We start from the raw sequence: 22,012 nt of genomic DNA, 5'->3' as shown, positions 1-22,012 counted from the left end.
CGAACGCTCTGGCGAAAGGCGAAATGGCCGAAGCCTTTTCGCCGTAAAAAACGACAGCGGGCGCAAGCCCGCTTCAGGATCTCTCCGGCTGATGAAACTGCAGCAGCGGCAACAGCCAGCGCCGGGCTTCCGTCACCATCTGTCCGACCTGCTGCTCATCCGGTTGACGGAAGAGGCGCTGCAGATAAGCATCGCTGCCCTCTCCGGGCAGTGGCCAATTACCCGTCCACGCCTGCATCAGCTTGCTTTGCGCCGCGGCGCGCGTGGCTTCATCCTCCAGCAACGCACCGCTGCGGGTATCATAACAGACCGACAGCCAGGCTTCGGCACAGGCCGGCAGCAGCAGCAGCGGTGAACAGATACCGCTGAGGTAGCCCTCAACATAGCGCGTCAGCCACTCGCCCGCCGCCTGCTGCGACAGCGGCGGAAAATGCCACAGGCTGTCTTTACGTCCCAGCATTCGGCTGCTGCCCTGACCACCGCTGGCACACCAGGCAAGATGCTCCAGCCACAGCGACAGCCCATCTTTGGCGTTGAGTATGCCAGGACGCCAGCGTAACAGGCCATCGGGCTGCACCCGCGCCAGCCAGCCGCACAGTTTCAGACCCGCAACAGGCAGATTAATTTCAACACTTTCTCCCGGCGCCAACTGCTCCCTGACGCGGCCGGCCAGCGTCAGCATCTCCTGCTGTTGCCCCTGCCAGAACAGCTCCCCCCATGCGCCAAACGGCAGTGCACCGGCGGCGCGATAGCGGGCATAGAGCGCCTCCGCGGACTGCTCCTGAATCAGGCAGTTCAGCAGCTGCTGGTTCAGCTGATAGCGGTCGAGACTGGCCAGCGCAAAGGGCTCCGCGTCCGGCAGCTCACTCTCTTCATCGTAGAAGCTCACCCCGAGTCGCTGGGTGAAAAAAGCGCGAACCGGATGTCGCCAGAAGCGGACCAGCTGCTCAAACGACAGCGTCTCTGGCTTCAGCGGCGCCAGCGGCTGGATAAAATTAGCCTGCGCTTCACCGCCGCCGGAGGCCGCCGCCAGCCATTCACGCGCAAAACTGGGCTGCGGCGCATTGGGCATAAAATTTTCGGCGGCAAACGGAGTGCGGCTGTGCAGCACCTGCAGGTGCGTCGCTACCCGCGCCGCGCTGCTGTCCAGATCGCGCGCTTCATCGCCCGGCAAACAGTGACTCTGGGCCGCGTAATCCAAGAGCTCGCTCACCAGCACCGAGGGATACCGTTCGCTGTTATCCTGGATTGCGCGCCCGATATAACTGATCCACAGACAGTCGCGCGCCGACAGCATCGCCTCAAGAAACAGGTAGCGATCGTCGTCCCGCCGACTGCGGTCACCTTTGCGCGGCGTTTCGCTCATCAGATCAAAGCCGAGCGGCGGCAGGTTGCGCGGATAGACGCCGTCGTTCATCCCCAGCAGGCACACGACGCGAAACGGGATCGAACGCATCGGCATCAGCGTGCAGAAATTGATTGAACCGGCTAAAAATCGCTGGCTGATGCGCTCCTGCTCCAACCGCGAGGTCAGCTCATCGCGCAAAATGGTCAGCGGTACCGCGTCGGCAAACCGCGCCTGCTGACCGTAGCTGAGGATCTGCTGCCACTGACTGGCGACCAGCGTCAGTGCCGCTTCACTTTCCGCATCGGCCAGGAAGAAGTCGGCCAGCAGCTCACCGCACAGCGGCAGCCAGTCATTCAATTCACGCGGCCTCTCAAGCCGCTGTCGCCAGTGGCTCAGCCGCTCCAGCAGGTCGGCCAGGTTGCCCGCCAGCTCCGCCACCAGCCCGCTGGACTCGTCGTAGGGCAATACCCCCTGCCACTCACCCGCTTCGCTCTCCATGGCGTAGCCCATCAGCATCCGCTGCAGGCCAAAGCGCCAGGTATGCTGGCCGGTAACCGGCAGTCCCAGCGCACGCACGTTGTCATCATCCAGTCCCCAGCGCACCCCCGATTCGGCCACCCACAGCCGCAGGCGCTGCAGCCCCTCCTCGCCGATAGCGAAACGCGCCGCCAGCGCCGGCACCTCCAGCAGTGCCAGCACCTGTTCGGCGGCAAAACGGCTGTCCGGCAGCGACAGCAGCGCCAGAAAAGCCGGCAGCACCGGATGAGCATGGCTCGCCCGGCGGTCAGAAATTGCAAAGGGTAACCAGCGGTCGCCCGGTGCATTGCCAAAAACGGCCTGGATAAACGGCGTGTAGGCATCGATGTCTGCCACCATCACGATAATGTCACGTGCGGTCAGGTCAGGATCGGCCTCCATCATCGCCAGCAGGCGGTCCTGCAGTATCTCCACTTCGCGCTGGGGGCTGTGACAGAGGTTAAAGGTCAGCGAGCGATCGTACGGATTGAGCAGACGCTTGCCGGCGCTGCTGGCCAGTTCTCCGGCGCTGGTGCCGATCAGGGCACGATCCTCCAGCTCCAGGATATCCTGCTGGATGCGGTGCAGAAGCGTATCGTCAGGGATATCGACAAAAGCATCGATCTCCTGCCCTTCCATTTGTGCCAGCTGCCAGAGGTTGTCACGCCCCAGCTTACCCCAGGAGGCCAACAGCGGATGGGTGAGCTGCTGCTCGCCCGCTTCGCTGAAGCGGGCGGCGGGATCTTCACCCACGCGAAACAACCCGTGCTCCTGCCGGCTCTGATAGTGGCGCCGCCGCCGGCTTTGCAGACGGGCAAGAAAAGCATAATCCTGAATATCTCCCCAGTAGTGCCGGCAGGGATTGGTGAACAGCAGGTGGATATCGATATGCTTGCCAAGCGCCTGCAAGGCCTGCATATAGACCGGCGGCAGGGCCGAAATCCCGCAGATAAATACCCGGTCAGGCAGCCCGGCCGGCCGGTGCTTAGCCTGTTCCAGCGTGGATATAAAGCGGCGATACAGATTGGCGCGGTGCCAGCCGGGCTGCCCCAGCTCGCAGGTCAGATTGACCAGCTCTCGCCAGAGCGGGCCCTGCCAGCGCTGCGCCTCGCCAACGCCCGCCACCGTCTCACCCCGCTCCCAGGCCGTTAGCCACTCGGGGCGGTAAACCAGATACTGGTCAAACAGATCGGCAATCCGCCCCGCCAGCTGAAACAGCTTGCGCTGGTCGTCATCATCGGCGAGATAGTGCGACAGCTGGCTGAAATCCGGCTGCTGCAGCATGGCTGGCAGCAGCGTCATCAGCTTCCAGCTCATGCTGGCTTTGTTAAAGGCGCTCTCTTTCGGAATCTCCTCTGGCAGTACGGCGACAAACATCTGCCAGATAAAGGTGGCCGGCAGCGGAAAATGCACGTTGGCCGCAATCCCCAATTCGGATGCCAGCGACATTTGCAACCACTGCGCCATACCCGGGCTCTGCACCAGCATCACTTCCTGCTGAAACGGATCGGCCAGCGGCTGGCTACGGATGTGATACACCGCTAACTCTTTCAGCAGATCCAGGCGGTTAGAGTGATAGACCGTAAACATGCGGCTCCTGATTAACAAATAAGTGGGTCACCCGCCGTGCATCGTGCGGCAAGCGCGGCCTCTGAACGTGCCCAGCGGACACTTTACCCCGCAGCAGCACGTTTGCAAATCGGGGTAACCGGTTAATGCCCCTGGTCGCAGTGCAGCCGCTGTAAACTGACCGCCCTGCCCGACGGCCCGACCGCTCGCGCGGTCCACAGGCCACACCCCTCAGAAGTGGGCGATTTCACTATGGTGATCCGCCAGCCTTCGGCCTGTCGGGTTTCACCGGACAAGGCGTGGGCAGCATAGCGCCACGCCTGCCGCTGCTCCTGCTGCCAGCGACTGCTTACCCACAGCGCCTGCTCACCGCGCAGCAGCAGTGAGGTCACCAGCGCCAGCAGAAACAGGGCCAGCAGCGTTTCGACCAGGCTGAAGCCGCTCTGGCTGCACTCAGCCCGCATCTGCATCACAGGCATCCGCCGGCGTCAGCGGGCAAAAGTCAATCCAGCCGCCGGGCAGCGCGGACAGCCGGGCATGCTGCCAGCTGACCCAGCGCCAGTGGTGAACCGGGTGCGTTTTCCCACCGCCTTCACCGCGTAACAGCCACCCTCCGCCGGGCGGAGACAGCAGGCAGACGCGCCATCCACCCGCCGCCGGGCGCCGGCAGTGGATCCCTTCACGCTCCGGCCAGCGCAGCTGCAGCCCCCAGCTCAGCGCCGACTCGGCCGCCAGCCACGCCTGCTGCCAGCGCCCCTCCTCCCCATTCAGCGCGAGGCGAGTGGCCTGCTGACGCTGCGAGAGGCCAAGCAGCAGGCTGCCCATCATCAGCACCAGCAGCACGGCGGCCAGTGCGCCGCTCCCGCGCTGGCGCCTCACAGGTTGATACCGCTGAAGTCGCGATCGCTGTGCAGCAGGCGTGCCGCATCGCGCCGCGCCACCGCGGCTAATCGTAACCGCAAACGCCCACCGGGTTCGCGCAGGAGGAGGATGTCACGCAGGGCGATGGCCGCCGGATCGCTCAACCGCTCCCAGCCCCCGCCCTGGCAGGGCACACCGCCACGTCGGGTTTCCAGCGCGCCCTCGCGCAGGCGAAACTGAAAAAACTCCTCTTCCTCCCAGCGGCCATTACTGTTGTGATCCCAGCGAACGCCGAGACAGTGCCTGGCGAGATGCAGCGGCTTACCGGCGCAGCGTCCGCGGCAATAGCCGGCCCGGCGCAGCTGTTTTTCCAGCAAATCGGCCAGCTGCTCCAGATCATCGTGCAGGGTTGCCTGCGCCTGCCAGACCTGCAGCCGCAGCTGCAGCATGGGCAGCAGGCGGGCGGAGGACAGCAGCAGCAGGCTACTCAGCGCCAGGGCGATCAGTAGCTCCGGTAGCGTAAAACCGCGCATGGCTACCGACACCCCGCGCTGTCGGCGCGGCATGCGCGAATACGCCCGCGGGCGGAAATCAACACGCGCCAGCGGCCTGCCGGACTGTGCAGCTCTACGCTGCCGGGCCAGGCCGCATCGCGCTTACCGTAAAATCCTGGCTCACCGCGCAGGGTGTCCAGCCGGACTTCTGGCCAGACGGGCCGCCAGACCGTCCGCGTCCGACCGCACGCGTCCTCTGGCGCAGGCCCGCTGCCCAGGCAGCCCTGCTGATCCGCACGCCACCACAGCTGCCGGCGACTATTTTGCCAGTGTGCTTCCATGCGCAGACGCTGCAGAAAAAGCCGCAGACTGTGTACGCTCTCCTCAAGATGGCGAGCCTGCTGCCATCCCCGCCATCCGCGCAGCGCTCCACCGCTGAGCAGCGCGATCAGCGTCAGTACGATCATCAGTTCCATCAGGGTAAATCCCGCCATCTTTTTATTCATCGCCGCAGTTTGCGCCGGGTAATACGGGCCGACCACTGCCAGTCATCCCCTCTGCGTGCGGTGCCGCAGCGTTTTCATGCGGGCAAGCAGTTCGTCATCCATTTGTGCGGTACGGTGCGCAAATCAGCGCCGGGGCACGGCGACAGGTTGCCGCACGGCCGCCGGGGCGGCATAGTGAAAGAACGGATGCTATCCCCGATGTGCTACTGGAGAGAGAAATGAACAACACCGTGCTGGTCGATCTTGCCGCCCGCTTTCCTCAGCTGGATATTGACCTGAAGTACGCTACGGACGATAACCTGACCGGTCGGGCTATCTATCCCCGCGCCGACTGCCTGCTGCACCGGGACGCGGCGCAGGCGCTGGGCCGCTGCCTGGAGGTGGCGGCGCTGGCCGGTCTGCGGCTGCGGGTGTTTGATGCTTTTCGCCCGCGGGCCGCCCAGGAAGCGCTGTGGGCCGTCTGTCCCGACCCGCGCTATGTGACCGATCCGCGCGTCGGCTCCAGTCACAATCGCGGTACGGCTATCGATCTGACCCTGCTGGATGCACAGGGCGAGCCGCTGGACATGGGGACCGAATTTGATGACATGCGCGATCTGGCGCACGCTTTTCATCCGGCGCTACCGCCGCAGGTGCAGCGTAACCGGTTATGCTTAAATGCGGTGATGGCCGCCGGGGGATTTATCGGCCTGGCGACCGAGTGGTGGCACTTTTCACTACCGCCGTCGGCGCGTTATCCGCTGCTAGAGGCGGTAACGCCGGCGCTGGAGCCACCGGCGTCAGCCGCCACCGATCAGACCGCGACCGGGGCTTTGATGGCGGGATGCGGGTCGTAACCTTCAATCTCGAAGTCTTCGAAACGGTAATCAAACAGCGAGTCGGGCTTGCGCTTGATAACCAGCGTCGGAAGCGGACGCGGCTCGCGCGTCAGCTGCAGACGCGCCTGTTCCAGGTGATTGCTGTACAGGTGGGTGTCGCCGCCCGTCCAGACAAAGTCACCTACCTCGAGATCGCACTGCTGGGCGACCATGTGCACCAGCAGCGCGTAACTGGCGATATTAAACGGCAGCCCGAGGAATATATCGCAGGAGCGTTGGTACAGTTGACAGGAGAGCCGGCCGTTAGCGACATAGAACTGGAAGAAAGCGTGGCACGGCGCCAGCGCCATCTGGTCCAGTTCGCCGACGTTCCACGCTGAGACAATGATGCGGCGAGAGTCCGGATCCTGCTTCAACTGCTGAATAACGTTGCTCAGCTGGTCTATCTGCTGACCACCGGGCGCGCCCCAGCTGCGCCACTGTTTGCCGTAGACCGGTCCGAGATCGCCGTTTTCATCCGCCCATTCGTCCCAGATAGAGACCTTATTTTCCCGCAGCCAGGCGATGTTGGTGTCCCCCTTCAGGAACCACAGCAGCTCATGAATGATCGATCGCAGGTGACACTTTTTGGTGGTGACCAGCGGAAAACCGTCCTGCAGATTGAAACGCATCTGATGTCCAAAAATCGACAGCGTACCGGTGCCGGTACGGTCATCTTTTGGCGTGCCCTCTTTCAGCACATGCTGCATTAAATCCAGATACTGTTTCATTTTTCCTCACGAAGTTTGTTGCTGTGGGCGACGACGATACGCCCAGATAATCATAATAATACCGGCCAGAATCATCGGTACAGAGAGGATCTGTCCCATGCTGATACCGGCAAACAGCCCCAGCTGCGCGTCGGGCTGGCGGAAGAACTCGACGATGATACGAAAGGTGCCGTAGCCGATCAGGAACAGACCGGAGACGCTGCCCATCGGACGCGGTTTGCGAATAAACAGATTCAGAATGATAAACAGCACTACCCCTTCCAGCGCCAGTTCATATAGCTGCGACGGGTGACGCGGCAGCACGCCGTAGGTGTTGAGCAGCGACTGCCACTCCGGGTGCGTCGCCACCAGCGCCACGTCTTCGCTGCGCGAGCCGGGAAACAGCATCGCCCAGGAAGAAGAGGGATCGACGCGTCCCCAGAGCTCACCGTTGATAAAATTACCGAGTCGTCCGGCACCGAGGCCAAACGGGATCAGCGGCGCGATAAAGTCGGACACCTGGAAGAAATGACGTTTGGTGCGGCGGGCGAACCACAGCATCACCACGATCACCCCAATCAGGCCGCCGTGGAAGGACATGCCCCCGTCCCACACTTTGAATAAGTACAGCGGGTTATCCAGAAACAGCGGCAGATTATAAAACAACACGTAACCAATACGGCCACCGAGAAACACGCCGAGAAAGCCCATATACAGCAGATTCTCAACTTCCTCTTTGGTCCAGCCGCTGCCGGGCTTATTTGCGCGGCGCACCGCCAGCCACATCGCAAAGACAAAACCGACCAGGTACATCAGACCGTACCAGTGTAGCGAAACAGGTCCCAGCGAGAAAATCACCGGGTCAAATTGTGGAAAAGCCAGGTATCCGTTTGTCATCTTTCACCCCAGATGTTTTCTGTCCCTTCAGTGGGCCAGCTAACGCGCTCAATAAACAGGCGGGCCAGCAAGCTGGCCCGTTCAGAAGCCGTGCATGTTAGCACAGCCGGTAAAAACCACGATTCTGTACGGCGAAATACGTCGCGCGTTATCGCCCGCCGCGAATCAGGCCGCCCAGGCCGTTACGTTCCAGGTAAGCCGCCACCTGATGACGCACTTCCGCCGCCAGTTCGGCGGTCAGCGCGCGTTCCGTCAGCGCCAGCACCTCTTCACGATCGATATGCCGCAGCAGGTACTTCACGCGCGGCACGTTTTTGCCATTCATACTCAGGTGGAAATAGCCGAGGCCAATCAGCAGCACGACGCTCATCGGATCGCCGGCCATCTCTCCGCACAGGCACAGCGCAATACCGGCCTTTTCCGCCTCAACCGCGATGGTTTTCAGCGCCCGCAGCATGGCCGGGTGCAGGCTATCGTACAGGCTGGCGACCCGGGTATTGTTGCGATCCACCGCCAGCAAATACTGGGTTAAATCATTGGTGCCGACCGAGATAAAATCGACCCGTCGCGCCAGCTTCGGGATCATAAAGATCATCGAGGGCACTTCGACCATAATGCCAATGCGCGCTTTCGGGATCGGGTAGCCCAGCCCCTCTTCCACTTCGCTGGCCGCGCGATCGATAAGCCGGCGTGCTTCGTCGATTTCGTCGATGCTGGTGATCATCGGCAGCAGAATGCTGAGGTTACCGCTGGCGACGTTGGCGCGCAGCATAGCCCGCACCTGCAGCAGGAAAATTTCCGGCTGATCGAGCGTCAGACGGATGCCGCGCCATCCGAGGCAGGGGTTCTCCTCGTTAATCGGCATGTAGGGCAGCTGCTTATCAGCCCCGATGTCCAGCGTGCGCAGCGTTACGGACTTGTCCAGGTAGAGCTGAAGCATCCCCTGATACTGCGCCACCTGTTCCTCTTCCGAGGGAAAGCCGCTCTGCAGCATAAAAGGGATTTCGGTACGGTAGAGGCCAATACCATCCACCCAGCTGCCGAGTGCCTGCTCGTGCTCGGCGCTCAGCCCGGCGTTCAGCATCACCTGCACCCGCTCACCGCTCTTCAACCGCCCTTCCTGTTCAACGCCGCCCTCCGCCAGTTTGCTGAGTGCGTTCTCCTCCGAAATCAGCCGCTGGTACTCCTGCACCAGCACCGGTTCCGGATCGACCAGCACCTCACCGCGATAGCCATCGACAATCAACAGCCGCTGATTGAGCAGCTGCGGCTGGATATCCGCCCCCATGACCGTCGGGATCCCCATTGCCCGCACGAGGATTGCCGCGTGCGAATTGGCAGCACCGTCGCGCACCACCACCCCGGCCAGCCGCTCCGGCGGCACTTCTGCCAGCGTCGTGGCGGTCAGCTCGTCGGCCACGAGGATAAACCGTGCCGGCCAGCTGTTGTCGCTTTGAATAGAGTCATCGAGGTGAAACAGCAGTCGCTGGCCCAGCACGCGCAGATCGCCGGCCCGCTCGCGCAGGTAGCTGTCCTGCAGGCTGGCAAACTGCTCGGCGTAGCGCTCGATGATTTTTTTCACCGCCCACTCGGCGACCGCACCGCTGTCGATCTCGGCGAACAGATCCTTTTTTAGCCGCGCGTCGCTCAGCAGGTGGGAATAGAGATCGAAAATGGCCGCGCTCTCTTTTTGCAGGCTGGCGGTGAAGCGCTTGCTGTAGCGACGAAACTCGCTGGTCGCCTCGGCGATAGCGATATTAAGTCGTTCGCGCTCGCTCTGGGTATCCAGCGTTGAGGCCTGGTTAACCTGCTCCAGCGACGGCTGGGTGGCATCCACCCAGCCTTCCGCTACGGCCACGCCCGGGGCTGCCGCCAGCGCGCGGATGCGCGTCTGTCGATACTGGCCAAACAGGGCGTTCAGCTGCGACTGTGAAAGGATCGCCGCCAGCTGAGTGGCCAGGGTGACCATGAAGGACTCTTCGCTTTCATCGAACTGACGGTGTTCACGCTGCTGCACCACCAGCACGCCAAACACCTGGCGGCGATGAATAATCGGCACGCCCATGAACGCGCGGAAGCGCTCCTCTTTAACCGAGGGCACATACTTGAAGCTCGGGTGTTTCTGCGCGTCAGCGAGGTTAATGGGTTCGGCGAGTCGTCCCACCAGTCCGACGATGCCCTCGTCAAACGCCAGGGTGACCGTACGGCCGCGCGGCTTTTTCAGGCCGCGGGTGGCCATCAGGTAGTAGCAGCTTCGGTCATGATCGGCGAGATAAACCGAGCAGACTTCCGTGTCCATCGCCAGGCAGATTTCATTGACCAGTATTTCCAGCGCCTCGTTGAGCCGGGGCGCCGCAGCCACTTTTTCCACAATTTCGCGCAGGCGGGTGAGCATGATTTTCGTGGCCTAACCTCTTCTCCGCCGCTGAGAGGGCGAATTACGTTGCATCGAACTCTCCTGCTGCGGCATCACGACGCCGGCAAACTCCTTCATCACGCGGCGATAAACATCGCGTTTGAAAGAGACCACCTGGCGAACCGGATACCAAAAGCTCACCCAGCGCCAGCCGTCGAATTCAGGCGTACTGCTGGTTTGCATGTTGATATCGGCGTCATTACACATCAACTGCAGGAGAAACCACTTCTGTTTCTGGCCGATACACACCGGCTTTGTGTCCCAACGCACCAAACGTTTTGGCAACTTATAGCGTAACCAGTTACGGGTTGAAGCAAGAATACGGACATCTTTTCGATGTAATCCTACTTCTTCGAAAAGCTCTCGGTACATCGCCTGCTCCGCCGTCTCTCCCGGGTTGATGCCCCCCTGGGGAAACTGCCAGGAGTGCTGACCAAAACGTCTGGCCCACAGCACTTGCCCCTGGCGATTACAGATTACGATACCAACATTCGGGCGGTAGCCATCATCATCGATCACCGGACTACCTCAACATAAAATCTGGATAACCTGATTGTTTCATACTCCTTACAGGCGGTAAACCACTGCTTTTTCCGCCGCAGCGATGGGGCAGCGTTGGATAACTTGGATCAGGAACCCGAGTTATAAACAGAATAAGGCATTTTTGTCCGATCTTATTCACGTTTTCTGTGGATAGCTTTGTGAAGAAGTTGGGATACCGCGGGGTAAAACGCCGCGAAGCGGTAAAATCCCTGCCAAAACACAGCCTAATAAACGACATTATTTCATAGGGTTAATTCATTAATCCAGCGGTTATCCACCCGTTTCCCCGGCGTGTGTTTTTGCGACAACCGGCAACTGGCGAAAGATCGCACAATGACGTTTTTATCCACAAACCCCTCGGGTTATTGCGGAATAAAACCGGAGGATCAGCGCTAAATTGCCGTCGTCAAGCCTGTAAATGGAACCAGTGAGCGGTTTAATTTGGAGTTATCCCATTTTTCTGTGGATAACCCAGTGTAAGATCCTGTTCATTGCCGGTGACAAGTGGACGATAATCCCACTGATTGGCATCAGAGTACGGCAGCGTGAAGATAAAAAAGGCCGTATAATCATGCTATTATTTCTTTTACTCCTACGCTCGAAACGGTATTCTGCCCGCGGCTGTGCGGCAGCCTGGTTTTTAATCAATGAGTGAGTGTTTGCTATGTCCCTGCTTTTCCATCCGTTATCGCCCCCGGACAATGAAGGCGCTCTGCTGGCTCGCGCCACCGCTCTGGCCGGCTGTACGATGGCCGAACTGGCGGCGCGCGCCGGTATCCCGGTTCCGCGCGATTTGAAGCGTCATAAAGGCTGGGTGGGGATGCTACTGGAGCTGCACCTGGGGGCCAGCGCCGGCAGTAAACCCGAACAGGATTTCGCGCATCTTGGCGTCGAGCTAAAAACTATCCCGGTGGATAGCGCCGGCCGCCCGCTGGAAACCACGTTTGTCTGCGTCGCGCCGCTGACCGGCAATACCGGCGTCACCTGGGCCGGCAGCCACGTGCGGCACAAGCTGTCGCGGGTGCTGTGGATCCCGGTAGAGGGCGATCGCGCCATTCCGCTGGCGGAGCGGCGCATCGGCAGTCCGCTGCTGTGGAGTCCCAGCGGCGCGGAAGAGGCGATGCTGCGCCGCGACTGGGAAGAGCTGATGGAGCTGATTGTATTGGGAAAAGTGGAGCAGATCACCGCCCGCCACGGTGAAGTGCTTCAGCTGCGCCCTAAAGCGGCCAACAGCCGGGCGCTGACCGAGGCCTGTGGCGAAAACGGCCAGCCGATCCTGACCCTGCCGCGCGGTTTCTACCTGAAAAAACCGTTCACCGCCGCCCTGCTGGCCCGCCATTTTCATCTGTAGCGCGCACCCGGTGTGAAAGCCGCTTCGCGCATCGACTGACTCCGCGTATAATCTTCGTTTACTTTTTGTTTAGGAAGCAGGGCCGCAATGTTTGACTGGATAGTAGATCCTAACGCCTGGCTGGCGTTAGGAACCCTGACGATTCTCGAAATCGTCCTCGGCATCGACAACATAATTTTCCTCTCTCTGGTGGTCGCTAAACTGCCGAAGCATCAGCAGGCGCGCGCGCGCCGCCTCGGCCTTGCCGGGGCCATGCTAATGCGGCTCGGGCTGCTGGCGTCTATCGCCTGGGTGATTCGCCTGACCGATCCGCTGTTTACGCTACTGGATCACACTTTTTCCGCCCGCGACCTGATCCTGATTTTCGGCGGCCTGTTTCTGCTGTGGAAATCGAGCAAAGAGATCCATGAAACCATTGAGGGCGAGGAGGGGGAGCACCAGACCAACGTGCACTCGTTTTTAGGCGCAATCGTGCAGATCATGCTGCTGGATATCATCTTCAGCCTCGATTCGGTGATCACCGCGGTTGGCCTCTCTGACCATCTGTTTATTATGATGGCGGCGGTGGTCATTGCGGTTGGCGTGATGATGTTTGCCGCGAAATCCATTGGCGAATTTGTTGAGCGGCATCCGTCGGTAAAAATGCTGGCGCTGGCGTTTCTGATCCTGGTGGGTTTCACCCTGATCCTGGAAGGCTTCCACGTGCATGTGCCAAAAGGTTACATCTATTTTGCGATGTTCTTTTCTATGGCGGTGGAAACCCTGAATCTGCTGCGCAGTAAAAAAAGCCCGAGCTAACCGCCGCACGATGCCATCAGGACGCACTGAAAACCTCAGAATATTCAGAATGCGTCCTTTATCCCTTTTCCCTGCGCGATTTGCCACTACACTAGTGTCTGGTATAGCCACATGCAGCGGGAGAAGAGATGAAAGGGATGACGGGCGCGATTGCGCTCTCACTGACGATGTTACTGGCAGGATGCAGCAGTCACTACGTGATGTCGACCAAAGATGGCAACATGATCATGACCCAGGGTAAACCGGAAATTGATAAGGATACCGGTCTGGTAAAATACATTGATGAGCAGGGCCACGAGCGGCAAATCAACGGTGATTCCGTATCACAAATGATTGAGCGTTAAGCGAACGCCTGTTGCGCACCCGGCGTGGCGACAGGCACTTACTGCACATTCCCCCCTTTCCAGCCGCCACCCGGCGGGGTTATAGTCAATGCCCGTTTGTCGTTAAGCCCCCGTCACGGCGTCGTGACCGGTCGCAGCTGCACTCCGTTCGTCCGCGTCCGGATAGGCTGGCGCCGCCGCACGCGATTCAGGACGTTGGTGGTCACCACTCTAAAGGAAGCCGGCATGCACTATCACCGTATCCCCCACAGCACCCTTGAAGTGAGCTCACTGGGACTGGGAACCATGACTTTTGGTGAACAAAACAGCGAAGCCGACGCCCACGCGCAGCTCGATCTCGCGCTGCAATCCGGCATTAATCTGATTGATACCGCTGAGATGTACCCGGTTCCGCCGCGTCCGGAAACCCAGGGGCGCACCGAAACCTACATCGGCAGCTGGCTCAAAGCGCGCGGCTGCCGCGATAAAGTCGTGCTGGCAACCAAGATCGCCGGACCGGTGCGCGGCAGCGATGCCGCGATCCGCCCAGGCCAGGCGCTGGATCGCAAAAACATTCGCAGCGCGCTGGATGCCAGCCTGAAGCGGCTAAATACCGATTATATCGATCTCTATCAGCTGCACTGGCCGCAGCGGCAGACCAACTGCTTCGGCAAGCTGAACTACAGCTACAGTGACCAAAATGCGACCGTTACCCTGCTGGAGACGCTGGAAGCGCTGACGGAGCAGGTCCGCGCCGGGAAAATTCGCTATATTGGCGTGTCAAATGAAACGCCCTGGGGCGTGATGCGCTATCTGCAGCTGGCAGAAAAGCACGAGCTGCCGCGGATTGTCACCATTCAAAACCCCTACAGCCTGCTGAATCGCAGCTTTGAAGTGGGGCTGGCCGAGATTAGCCAGTTCGAAGGCGTCGAGCTGCTGGCCTACTCCAGCCTGGCCTTTGGCGTGCTGAGCGGTAAATACCTGAACGGCGCGCGGCCGGCCGGGGCGCGCAATAGCCTGTTCAGTCGCTTTACCCGCTACAGCGGCGAGCAGGCGGAGGCCGCCACTGCCGCTTACGTTGCCCTGGCACGGCAGCACCGTCTCGATCCGTCACAAATGGCGCTGGCGTTTGTGCGACAGCAGCCGTTTGTCGCCAGCACGCTGCTCGGCGCCACCACGCTGGAGCAGCTGCAGCTGAATATCGACAGCTATCAGCTGACGCTGGATGCTGACCTGCTTGAAGCGCTGGAGGCGATTCACCGTCGCTATACGTTCCCGGCACCCTAAAAAAGGACGGGAATTTTCCCGTCCTCGGTAACTGGCTGACCGTTCGCGATTACTTCGGTAGCGCGGCGGTGAGTCCCTGACGCTGTGACTCCAGGGCCGTGACGCGATTGCACACCTCTCGACCAAAGTGCTGGAAATCCTGCTCCTGATTGCTCCACTCTTGCTGGATCGCCTGCTGCAAGCCGCCAAGATTCCCCATCACCGCCTGCAGCGGATTATCGCCGCTCAGCGCCTGGCGGGTCCCCATCTCGTTCAGGCTGTCCTGTACCACGCCGCCCAGGCTGCTCTGCACAATGCGCTCTCCGTCCTGGCGGACCTGATCGATTGCCTGATGATGGAAGGTCAGACCGTCGCTGCGGTGCTCGATAATGCGGTTCATCTGCTGCTTCAGCTGACCATCCAGGGTGGTGAGGCGTCCCCGAACGCTGCTGTTGCTGCCCAGCTTTTCTACCACCACCTTGTCCAGCGCCAGCCGGCCGCGCTCGAGGCGCTGACGCGCGCCCTGATCGATCCAGGGGAGATCGCGCCGCAGCGCCGCCTGGTAATCGATGGCCTTCTGCCGGGTTGCGCCGTCCAGAGTCAGTAGCTGACCGTTTTGTCGCACCTCGCCCTGCGGCGTGATCTGCAGATTGCCGCTGGCGCCCGTGACCTGCACGCTTTGCGGGGTGATCACCACATCATCCTGCGGTGTTACGCTGCACTGATAATCAGCCTGCGCGTGGAGGGCGACGAGCATCGCCGCCCCGGCTACGAGTTTTCGCATCTTCACTCCTCAGCGGGCGCGTTCCCCGCGCCCGAACGGTAACAGCAAGAGAGGCTGGTTCAGTCCCACCAGACATCAAAAAGTTCGCTGACCTGCACGTCTTGCAGCTGGCGGGCCTTAAGCCAGCTGCGCACCTGCTCGCGCTGTGCCTCAGTGCATTTCCCGGTTTGCTGCAGACAGATCAGCCCTTCCCAGCTGAGATAGCCGCTGCCGTCAAAGGCCAGGCCGTTCGGCTCAATCACCTCTTCAATCAGCGCATCCAGCGTGCTGTCGATGTGGGTTTCACTGGTGCCTTCCGGAAAGGTCCAGGCAATCGAAAAGCCCAGTTCCTGGAACTCCCCGACGTGCAGTTTTTTACGTAAGCGGCGGCTGCGTGGCTGTTTGGCCATTATTTAATCCTCTCAAACATCAGATCCCATACACCGTGGCCAAGACGCTGACCGCGCTGCTCGAATTTTGTTACCGGCCGGGATGCCGGACGCGGGACGTAGTCTCCCGTTTCAGAGAGATTCTTAAACCCTTCCACGCTGTTCATCACCTCCAGCATATGCTCGGCGTACGCCTGCCAGTCGGTGGCCATATGGAACGTTCCGCCCAGCTTAAGTTTACCCAGCACTTTCTCGGCAAACGGCACCTGCACGATGCGACGCTTGTTGTGGCGCGCTTTATGCCAGGGATCGGGGAAGAACAGCTGCACCATGCGCAGCGCATTGTCCGGGATCATGGTATCCAGCACTTCCACCGCGTCATGGCACATCACGCGCAGGTTCTCTACTCCGGCTTCCTGCGCCGCCGCCAGGCAGGCGCCCACGCCCGGCGAATGTACCTCAATGCCCAAAAAGTTTTGGTGCGGATTGTTCTGTGCCATGGTCACCAGCGAGGCGCCCATGCCAAAACCGATTTCGAGCACCACCGGCGCTTCCCGCCCAAACAGGGTCACCAGATCCAGCGGCTCCGGACGATACTCCACGCCCATTACCGGCCACAGCGCGTCCAGCGCCTGCTGCTGGCCTTTAGTTAACCGCCCCTGGCGGCGCACAAAACTGCGAATTCGGCGCAGAGCGCGTCCGTTTTCATCGAATTCCGGGGAGATCACGTCATCTTTCATCGTCATTTATCTGCTTGTCATTCGCGTCAGAAAGCAGTGATTTTAGCCGAAAATTGCCGCCACCGACACCCTTCCCGCCGCCACAGGCGGCGCGACGTGACAGCGGTTTACAATCTGGTGATTTACAGTGCCGGTTGGCTGTGCTGGAATCCCCGGCGGATTCATACGATGGAAGCTCACCCGATGATACAGGCGGCGGCGTTCGCGCAACAGGTTCTTGATTGGTATCAACACTATGGCCGTAAAACCCTGCCGTGGCAGATAGCGAAAACCCCTTATAAGGTCTGGCTGTCGGAAGTGATGCTGCAGCAAACCCAGGTGGCGACGGTTATCCCCTACTTCGAACGCTTTATGGCGCGCTTTCCCGATGTGGCAGCGCTGGCCGCTGCGCCCATTGATGAGGTGCTGCACCTGTGGACCGGGCTGGGCTACTACGCGCGGGCGCGCAACCTGCACAAAGCGGCGCAGCAGATCGTGGTACGCCACGGCGGCCGCTTTCCCACCCAGTTTGAGGCCGTCGCCGATCTGCCCGGCGTGGGCCGCTCGACCGCCGGTGCGATCTTGTCGCTATCGCTTGGACAGCACTATCCCATCCTCGATGGCAACGTGAAGCGGGTGCTGGCGCGCTGCTTTGCCGTCGCCGGCTGGCCGGGGAAAAAAGAGGTGGAAAAGCAGCTGTGGGCGCTGAGCGAAGCGGTAACTCCGGCCGCGCGCGTCAGCGAATTTAATCAGGCAATGATGGATCTCGGCGCGATGGTCTGCACCCGCTCGCGTCCGAAATGCGCAATCTGCCCGCTAAGCCGCGACTGCCTCGCCCAGGCAAACGGCGACCAGACCTGCTATCCGGGAAAAAAACCGAAGCAGACGCTGCCGGTGCGCAGCGCCTGGTTTTTACTGCTGCAGCAGGAAGATCAGATCTGGCTGCAGCAACGGCCACCGGTCGGACTTTGGGGCGGGCTGTACTGTTTTCCTCAGTATGATAGCGAAGCGGCGCTGCGCGACGCGCTGCGCGCCCACGGCGTTAGCGACGACGCGCTGCAGCAAGGCATTGCCTTTCGCCACACCTTTAGCCATTTCCATCTGGATATCGTGCCGATGGCGCTGACCCTGTCAGGGCGCGCCGGCGCCATGGATGAGGAGCCGGGTCTCTGGTATAACTTAGCGCAACCGCCCGCTGTCGGGCTGGCCGCGCCGGTTGAGCGCCTGCTGGCGCCGCTGCGCCATCCCCGGCAGCCACTGATAAACGAAGAGGAACCCTGATGAGCCGCACCATTTTTTGTACCTACCTGCAGCGCGACGCCGAAGGGCAGGATTTTCAGCTCTACCCGGGCGAGATTGGCCAACGCATCTACAATGAGATCTCTAAAGAGGCCTGGGGCGAGTGGATGAAAAAGCAGACCATGCTGATTAATGAAAAGAAACTGAACATGATGAACCCCGATCACCGCAAGGTGCTCGAGCAGGAGATGGTCAACTTCCTGTTTGAAGGCAAAGAGGTTCACATTGAAGGTTATACGCCGCCCGAAGCGTAACCCGTTGGGCCTCCCTGGAGGCCCTGACTATTTGCAGGCACCGCGACTAAACGATGAAGAAAAACGTATTCGCCTTGCTGGTGATAGCCCCGCTGCTTATCTCCTGCTCCAGCACCAAAAAAAATCCGTTTCACGAAGAGTGGATCAAAGATACCAACGGCTTTGATATTTTGATGGGGCAGTTTGCCCATAACATTGAAAATATCTGGGGCATGAATGAAGTGCTGATTGCCGGGCCGAAGGACTATGTGAAGTACAGCGACGGTTATTACACCCGCAGCCACATTAACTTTGAAGCCGGGACCATCACCATTGAGACCATTTCCGGTACCGATCCGATGGCCAGCCTGCGCCAGGCGATCGTGACCACGCTGTTAATCGGCGACGATCCGGGGAATGTCGATCTCTATTCCGACGCTAACGACATTAAGCTCAGTCAGGAGCCGCTGCTGTATGGTCAGGTGCTGGACAACACCGGCCAGCCGATTCGCTGGCAGGGGCGCGCCGGCAATTACGCCGACTGGCTGCTGCAAAACAGACTGCAGCGCCGCACCTCCGGCCTGCACGCGATCTACTCGGTAACTATCCAGATGGTGCCAAACCATCTCGATAAACGCGCGCACAAATATCTGCCGATGGTGCGTGAAGCCGCCGCCCGCTACGGCGTCGATCAGTCGCTGATTCTGGCGATCATGCAAATTGAATCCAGCTTCAACCCCTATGCGGTGAGCCACGCCGACGCGCTGGGGCTGATGCAGGTGGTGCAGCACACCGCCGGGGTCGACGTGTTCCGACTGAAGGGGAAAGGCGGTAAGCCGAGTCGCAGCTATCTGTTTGATCCACAAAACAATATCGACGCCGGTGCGGCATATCTGTCGATTTTGCAGGATAGCTACCTGAACGGGATCAGCAACACCACCTCCCGCCGCTACGCGGTCATCACCGCCTATAACGGCGGCGCCGGCAGCGTACTGCGGGTGTTCTCCAGCAATAAAACTACTGCCTTTAGTAAAATCAACAATCTGTCGCCGGCTGAAGTGTACGAGACGCTGACCAGTCAGCATCCGTCGGCGGAGTCACGCCGCTATCTGTATAAGGTGAATAACGCCCAGCGCAGCTATCGGTTTTACCGCTGATGCTGACGGCGAGCCGGCGTGACCGGCCCGCCGGCTTTAGCGCCGGCCGATGGTGGTAAACTCCCGCGTCGTGCGGGTCAGCGCCTCCTCGGTCGGCAGCCGCTCCATCGAGCTGGCGCCGTAGAAGCCGTCACACTGCGGGCAGTGCTGCAAAATATAGCGCGCGTCGTCCGGCCGGGCGATCGGCCCGCCGTGGCACAGCACAATCACCTCGTTCCGCACCCGCTTTGCCGCCGCTGCCCAGTCGTTAATCAGCGGCACGCAGGCCTCCAGACTCAGCGCCGTGTCGGCGCCAATGTTACCACCGGTGGTTAGCCCCATGTGGGCGACAATGATATCGGCGCCCGCTTCGGTCATCGCCACCGCGTCTTCGGCGCTGAACACGTAGGGCGTGGTCAGCAATCCCTTCTGGTGCGCCAAGCGAATCATCTCCACTTCCAGCCCGTAGCCCATGCCGGTCTCCTCCAGGTTGGCGCGGAAGTTACCGTCAATCAATCCGACGGTCGGAAAGTTTTGCACGCCGGAAAAGCCCTGCGCTCGCAGATCGTCTAAGAACGTATCAAACAGGCAGAAGGGATCGGTACCGTTAACGCCGGCCAGCACCGGGGTATGTTTCACCACCGGCAGCACCTCTTTCGCCATCTCCATGACAATCTCATTGGCGTTGCCGTAGGCCAGCAGACCGGCCAGCGATCCACGTCCGGCCATGCGGTAGCGCCCGGAGTTGTAAATCACAATTAAATCAATGCCGCCGGCCTCTTCACACTTCGCCGACAGTCCGGTTCCGGCGCCACCGCCGATCAGCGGTTCGCCACGGGCGATTTTTTCTCTGAAACGCTGCAAAATCACCTGACGGGATGGGGCTGTCATTACACACTCTCCTTGTTAATCATCTGCTGAAAAAGGGTACAGGCCGCTTCGGCAAAGCGCGGATCGTTAATATGCCACGGTACGCTCACCAGCCGCCGCTGCGGGGTTACCTGCACGCGGGCTTTCAACGCGGCGATAAAAGCCGCGTTAGCCGCCGGCGACCAGAACGGCTGTCCCTCGGCATCGAGGGCGGAGAAACCGCCTTCCGGAATGATGAAGACCAGCGGCCCGGCGCAGCGGTTCAGCTTATCCGCGATCCATTCGCCCATCTGCCGGTTCTCTTCAACGCTGGTGCGCATCAGGGTAACCTGCGGGTTATGGTGATAGAACAGGCGGCTGGCATAGCGCGACGGTACGGTTGATGGCTGGCCAAAGTTAATCATATCCAGCGCGCCCGCCGACATCACGCAGGGTACCTGCGTCCGGGCAACGGCGTCAAAACGGCTGGGCTCGCAGGCCAGCACGCCGCCAAACAGCAGATCGGCCACTTCGGTGGTGGTCAGATCGAGCACGCCGGCCAGCAGATGCTGCGCCACCAGCTTCTCCAGCGCCATGCCCCCGCTGCCGGTAGCGTGAAATACCAGGCAGTCAAACTGCGGTGCCAGCTGCTCGCTCACCGCCTGCACGCAGGGGGTGGTCACGCCGAACATGCTCAGGCCCAGCGCCGGTTTATCGCTGTCGATCGCCGGTATGGTAAAACGTACCGCACCGGCAATCTGGTGCGCTGCGTTACCCAACACCCGGCGGGAAATCCGGTTCAGCCCGGCAAGATCGGTGACCGAATACAGCAGGCTGATATCGCTGCTGCCGACATAGGCGGACACATCACCACTGACCATGGTGGAGACCATCACCTTCGGCACGCCAATCGGCAGCGCCTGCATCGCCGGGGTGATCAGTGCGGTACCGCCCGACCCGCCCAGGCCGATAATGCCGGCCACGTCGGGCTGCTGCACCAGAAAACAGCGAAAGGCCTCGGCCATCGCCGTAATGGCCTGACCGCGATCGCCGCAAAACACCGCCTGCGGCCCTTCCGGATGGCAGGCCGCCACCTGCTGCGGGATGATATCGGCCTGCGAAGGCGTCTCAAGCGGCCGGGTCGACACGTCCACGGTCACGACCCTCACGCCTGCGGCATTAATCCGTTCTCGTATATAATACAGTTCACTTCCTTTAGTATCAGCCGTTGCAACGGCATAGACTGTCTGTGTATCCGCCCGCATAGGTGCTACCTCGTCCTTTTAGTTAAACCATTAATCTCACCTAACTATATGAAATTAATGAAAAATATTTATCGACCTGATAACAGGATAAACTGCCGAGACTAACGTACCACCAGACAAAATGATAAATCAACATAATGTATTTATTCAGATGAGCCGTAATATCCGATAAGATGAAGCCGTCAGCGATGCTGACGCCACTGTCGTCCGGTGCAACGGACAGGATTTTGTTGAGAGTTTGGGAGGTCATTCTGGAACAGACGGACATTACCGCAGCAGCGACGCTAACCACAACACGCGCCAGAACCCGTCGCCTGTTGATCGATACGGCAATGAAAATGTTTGATAACGGCGCGTTTCCTTCGATTACCGAGGTGGCCCGCGAGGCGCAGCTGTCGCGCGCAACCGCCTATCGCTATTTCCCAACCCAAAGCGCGCTGGTCTCCGCGCTGGTCGGCGAAACCCTCAGCCCGATGCAGCGCTGGACCTCCAGCGAAAGCGACGCCGGTAAGCGGGTGGACGATCTGCTGAGCTACGCCTTTCCCCATATGCTGCAGCATGAGGGGACGCTGCGCGCCGCCCTGCACCTGTCGCTCACCCAGTGGGCGCAGACGCAGTCACAAGACGCGCTGCCGATGAAAGAGAAGCTGGTACGCGGCAACCGCAAGCGGTTACTCACATTAGCGGTACAGCCGCTGCTGCAGGAGTTGCCGCCAGAAAGCGTACAGAAGGTCATCTACTCGCTGTCGCTGATTTACGGCTCGGAGATTTTTCTGGTAATGAAAGATATCTGGGGCTGCGATAACGACACGCTGCAGGATGTGGCAAAGTGGATGGCCAGAGCGGTGATTGGCCAGGCCAGAATGGAAGCGCAGGCGGTAAAAAGCGCCTGAATCCGGCGGGC

The 22,012-nt window shown here is 60.4% G+C and carries 23 protein-coding genes; 9 read left to right on the top strand and 14 right to left on the bottom strand.

Features of this window, described 5'->3' with window-relative positions:
- Window positions 1-73 precede the first annotated feature (73 nt).
- From recC to BS626_RS14855, 5 genes are all read right to left on the bottom strand, one after another.
- Window positions 74-3,454, bottom strand: a complete 3,381-nt coding sequence (gene recC, locus BS626_RS14875) for an exodeoxyribonuclease V subunit gamma (protein ID WP_075183163.1) — start codon at window positions 3,452-3,454, stop codon at window positions 74-76.
- A 122-nt stretch (window positions 3,455-3,576) separates the two neighbouring features.
- Window positions 3,577-3,903: a prepilin-type N-terminal cleavage/methylation domain-containing protein gene (locus BS626_RS14870; RefSeq protein ID WP_170870473.1), complete on the bottom strand. Its 327-nt coding sequence runs from the start codon at window positions 3,901-3,903 to the stop codon at window positions 3,577-3,579.
- The gene (locus BS626_RS14865) at window positions 3,887-4,312 is read right to left on the bottom strand and encodes a DUF2509 family protein (protein ID WP_083615977.1); all 426 of its coding nucleotides are present in this window, start codon (window positions 4,310-4,312) and stop codon (window positions 3,887-3,889) included. The genes BS626_RS14870 and BS626_RS14865 overlap by 17 nt, the downstream gene beginning before the upstream one ends.
- Entirely contained in the window at window positions 4,309-4,860 is a 552-nt protein-coding gene (locus BS626_RS14860) for a prepilin peptidase-dependent protein (protein ID WP_075183161.1), read from the bottom strand. The genes BS626_RS14865 and BS626_RS14860 overlap by 4 nt, the downstream gene beginning before the upstream one ends.
- Window positions 4,830-5,282, bottom strand: coding sequence for a prepilin-type N-terminal cleavage/methylation domain-containing protein (locus tag BS626_RS14855; RefSeq protein WP_240494322.1), 453 nt, complete (start codon window positions 5,280-5,282; stop codon window positions 4,830-4,832). The genes BS626_RS14860 and BS626_RS14855 overlap by 31 nt, the downstream gene beginning before the upstream one ends.
- Before the next feature lie 230 nt (window positions 5,283-5,512).
- Between BS626_RS14855 and ddpX the strand changes: the two genes are divergently transcribed.
- Window positions 5,513-6,130 (top strand): D-alanyl-D-alanine dipeptidase, encoded by a 618-nt coding sequence (gene ddpX / locus BS626_RS14850; RefSeq protein ID WP_075183159.1) that lies wholly within the window; start codon window positions 5,513-5,515, stop codon window positions 6,128-6,130.
- On the opposite strand, the gene thyA is transcribed toward ddpX, so the two are convergent.
- The 4 genes from thyA to rppH form a co-directional block, all read right to left on the bottom strand.
- On the bottom strand, window positions 6,088-6,882 hold the full coding sequence (gene thyA / locus BS626_RS14845; RefSeq protein WP_075183158.1) for a thymidylate synthase: 795 nt from the start codon (window positions 6,880-6,882) through the stop codon (window positions 6,088-6,090). The genes ddpX and thyA overlap by 43 nt on opposite strands.
- Window positions 6,883-6,888: 6 nt before the next feature.
- A complete protein-coding gene (gene lgt / locus BS626_RS14840; RefSeq protein ID WP_075183157.1) occupies window positions 6,889-7,758 on the bottom strand; it encodes a prolipoprotein diacylglyceryl transferase in 870 nt (289 codons plus the stop codon).
- 148 nt (window positions 7,759-7,906) lie between these two features.
- Window positions 7,907-10,153 (bottom strand): phosphoenolpyruvate--protein phosphotransferase, encoded by a 2,247-nt coding sequence (ptsP, locus tag BS626_RS14835; RefSeq protein ID WP_075183156.1) that lies wholly within the window; start codon window positions 10,151-10,153, stop codon window positions 7,907-7,909.
- Window positions 10,154-10,165: 12 nt separating this feature from the next.
- Entirely contained in the window at window positions 10,166-10,693 is a 528-nt protein-coding gene (gene rppH, locus BS626_RS14830; RefSeq protein WP_075183155.1) for an RNA pyrophosphohydrolase, read from the bottom strand.
- Window positions 10,694-11,381: 688 nt separating this feature from the next.
- Here rppH and mutH point away from each other — a divergent pair.
- The 4 genes from mutH to BS626_RS14805 all read left to right on the top strand — a co-directional run bounded on the left by mutH (window position 11,382) and on the right by BS626_RS14805 (window position 14,476).
- Window positions 11,382-12,068: a DNA mismatch repair endonuclease MutH gene (gene mutH / locus BS626_RS14820; protein WP_075183153.1), complete on the top strand. Its 687-nt coding sequence runs from the start codon at window positions 11,382-11,384 to the stop codon at window positions 12,066-12,068.
- 87 nt (window positions 12,069-12,155) lie between these two features.
- Window positions 12,156-12,866 (top strand): TerC family protein, encoded by a 711-nt coding sequence (locus BS626_RS14815; RefSeq protein WP_075183152.1) that lies wholly within the window; start codon window positions 12,156-12,158, stop codon window positions 12,864-12,866.
- A 128-nt stretch (window positions 12,867-12,994) separates the two neighbouring features.
- Window positions 12,995-13,210, top strand: coding sequence for a YgdI/YgdR family lipoprotein (locus BS626_RS14810; protein ID WP_075183151.1), 216 nt, complete (start codon window positions 12,995-12,997; stop codon window positions 13,208-13,210).
- A gap of 225 nt (window positions 13,211-13,435) precedes the next feature.
- Window positions 13,436-14,476 (top strand): NADP(H)-dependent aldo-keto reductase, encoded by a 1,041-nt coding sequence (locus tag BS626_RS14805; RefSeq protein ID WP_075183150.1) that lies wholly within the window; start codon window positions 13,436-13,438, stop codon window positions 14,474-14,476.
- A 49-nt stretch (window positions 14,477-14,525) separates the two neighbouring features.
- Here BS626_RS14805 and BS626_RS14800 read toward each other — a convergent pair whose 3' ends face one another.
- From BS626_RS14800 to trmB, 3 genes are read right to left on the bottom strand one after another with little or no spacing between them, the layout of a single operon-like run.
- The gene (locus BS626_RS14800) at window positions 14,526-15,239 is read right to left on the bottom strand and encodes a DUF2884 domain-containing protein (RefSeq protein ID WP_075183149.1); all 714 of its coding nucleotides are present in this window, start codon (window positions 15,237-15,239) and stop codon (window positions 14,526-14,528) included.
- 59 nt (window positions 15,240-15,298) lie between these two features.
- The gene (locus BS626_RS14795; RefSeq protein ID WP_075183148.1) at window positions 15,299-15,628 is read right to left on the bottom strand and encodes a YggL family protein; all 330 of its coding nucleotides are present in this window, start codon (window positions 15,626-15,628) and stop codon (window positions 15,299-15,301) included.
- Window positions 15,628-16,347: a tRNA (guanosine(46)-N7)-methyltransferase TrmB gene (gene trmB, locus BS626_RS14790; protein WP_075183235.1), complete on the bottom strand. Its 720-nt coding sequence runs from the start codon at window positions 16,345-16,347 to the stop codon at window positions 15,628-15,630. The genes BS626_RS14795 and trmB overlap by 1 nt, the downstream gene beginning before the upstream one ends.
- A gap of 183 nt (window positions 16,348-16,530) precedes the next feature.
- On the opposite strand from trmB, the gene mutY reads away from it, so the two are divergent.
- From mutY to mltC, 3 genes are read left to right on the top strand one after another with little or no spacing between them, the layout of a single operon-like run.
- Window positions 16,531-17,607, top strand: coding sequence for an A/G-specific adenine glycosylase (gene mutY / locus BS626_RS14785; RefSeq protein WP_170870475.1), 1,077 nt, complete (start codon window positions 16,531-16,533; stop codon window positions 17,605-17,607).
- A complete protein-coding gene (locus BS626_RS14780; RefSeq protein WP_075183147.1) occupies window positions 17,607-17,879 on the top strand; it encodes an oxidative damage protection protein in 273 nt (90 codons plus the stop codon). Before mutY ends, BS626_RS14780 begins: the two co-directional genes overlap by 1 nt.
- A gap of 53 nt (window positions 17,880-17,932) precedes the next feature.
- The gene (gene mltC, locus BS626_RS14775) at window positions 17,933-19,015 is read left to right on the top strand and encodes a membrane-bound lytic murein transglycosylase MltC (protein WP_075183146.1); all 1,083 of its coding nucleotides are present in this window, start codon (window positions 17,933-17,935) and stop codon (window positions 19,013-19,015) included.
- A gap of 36 nt (window positions 19,016-19,051) precedes the next feature.
- On the opposite strand, the gene BS626_RS14770 is transcribed toward mltC, so the two are convergent.
- Window positions 19,052-19,885: a phosphoenolpyruvate hydrolase family protein gene (locus BS626_RS14770; RefSeq protein WP_075183145.1), complete on the bottom strand. Its 834-nt coding sequence runs from the start codon at window positions 19,883-19,885 to the stop codon at window positions 19,052-19,054.
- A complete protein-coding gene (locus tag BS626_RS14765; RefSeq protein ID WP_075183144.1) occupies window positions 19,885-21,108 on the bottom strand; it encodes a Tm-1-like ATP-binding domain-containing protein in 1,224 nt (407 codons plus the stop codon). The genes BS626_RS14770 and BS626_RS14765 overlap by 1 nt, the downstream gene beginning before the upstream one ends.
- Before the next feature lie 251 nt (window positions 21,109-21,359).
- On the opposite strand from BS626_RS14765, the gene BS626_RS14760 reads away from it, so the two are divergent.
- Window positions 21,360-22,001, top strand: a complete 642-nt coding sequence (locus BS626_RS14760) for a TetR family transcriptional regulator (RefSeq protein ID WP_075183233.1) — start codon at window positions 21,360-21,362, stop codon at window positions 21,999-22,001.
- The last annotated feature ends 11 nt before the right edge of the window (window positions 22,002-22,012 follow it).

It is taken from the genome of Pantoea sp. 1.19 (genome assembly GCF_001922585.1).
Taxonomy (GTDB): Bacteria; Pseudomonadota; Gammaproteobacteria; order Enterobacterales; family Enterobacteriaceae; genus 1-19.
This window is presented reverse-complemented; position numbering and strand designations above follow the sequence as displayed.

Coding starts and splice junctions, on each gene's coding strand:
- recC (WP_075183163.1), bottom strand. CDS start 3,454: ATGTTTACGGTCTATCACTCTAACCGCCTGGATCTGCTGAAAGAGTTA.
- BS626_RS14870 (WP_170870473.1), bottom strand. CDS start 3,903: ATGCAGATGCGGGCTGAGTGCAGCCAGAGCGGCTTCAGCCTGGTCGAA.
- BS626_RS14860 (WP_075183161.1), bottom strand. CDS start 4,860: ATGCCGCGCCGACAGCGCGGGGTGTCGGTAGCCATGCGCGGTTTTACG.
- BS626_RS14855 (WP_240494322.1), bottom strand. CDS start 5,282: ATGGCGGGATTTACCCTGATGGAACTGATGATCGTACTGACGCTGATC.
- ddpX (WP_075183159.1), top strand. CDS start 5,513: ATGAACAACACCGTGCTGGTCGATCTTGCCGCCCGCTTTCCTCAGCTG.
- thyA (WP_075183158.1), bottom strand. CDS start 6,882: ATGAAACAGTATCTGGATTTAATGCAGCATGTGCTGAAAGAGGGCACG.
- lgt (WP_075183157.1), bottom strand. CDS start 7,758: ATGACAAACGGATACCTGGCTTTTCCACAATTTGACCCGGTGATTTTC.
- ptsP (WP_075183156.1), bottom strand. CDS start 10,153: ATGCTCACCCGCCTGCGCGAAATTGTGGAAAAAGTGGCTGCGGCGCCC.
- mutH (WP_075183153.1), top strand. CDS start 11,382: ATGTCCCTGCTTTTCCATCCGTTATCGCCCCCGGACAATGAAGGCGCT.
- BS626_RS14815 (WP_075183152.1), top strand. CDS start 12,156: ATGTTTGACTGGATAGTAGATCCTAACGCCTGGCTGGCGTTAGGAACC.
- BS626_RS14810 (WP_075183151.1), top strand. CDS start 12,995: ATGAAAGGGATGACGGGCGCGATTGCGCTCTCACTGACGATGTTACTG.
- BS626_RS14805 (WP_075183150.1), top strand. CDS start 13,436: ATGCACTATCACCGTATCCCCCACAGCACCCTTGAAGTGAGCTCACTG.
- BS626_RS14800 (WP_075183149.1), bottom strand. CDS start 15,239: ATGCGAAAACTCGTAGCCGGGGCGGCGATGCTCGTCGCCCTCCACGCG.
- BS626_RS14795 (WP_075183148.1), bottom strand. CDS start 15,628: ATGGCCAAACAGCCACGCAGCCGCCGCTTACGTAAAAAACTGCACGTC.
- trmB (WP_075183235.1), bottom strand. CDS start 16,347: ATGAAAGATGACGTGATCTCCCCGGAATTCGATGAAAACGGACGCGCT.
- mutY (WP_170870475.1), top strand. CDS start 16,531: ATGATACAGGCGGCGGCGTTCGCGCAACAGGTTCTTGATTGGTATCAA.
- BS626_RS14780 (WP_075183147.1), top strand. CDS start 17,607: ATGAGCCGCACCATTTTTTGTACCTACCTGCAGCGCGACGCCGAAGGG.
- mltC (WP_075183146.1), top strand. CDS start 17,933: ATGAAGAAAAACGTATTCGCCTTGCTGGTGATAGCCCCGCTGCTTATC.
- BS626_RS14770 (WP_075183145.1), bottom strand. CDS start 19,885: ATGACAGCCCCATCCCGTCAGGTGATTTTGCAGCGTTTCAGAGAAAAA.
- BS626_RS14765 (WP_075183144.1), bottom strand. CDS start 21,108: ATGCGGGCGGATACACAGACAGTCTATGCCGTTGCAACGGCTGATACT.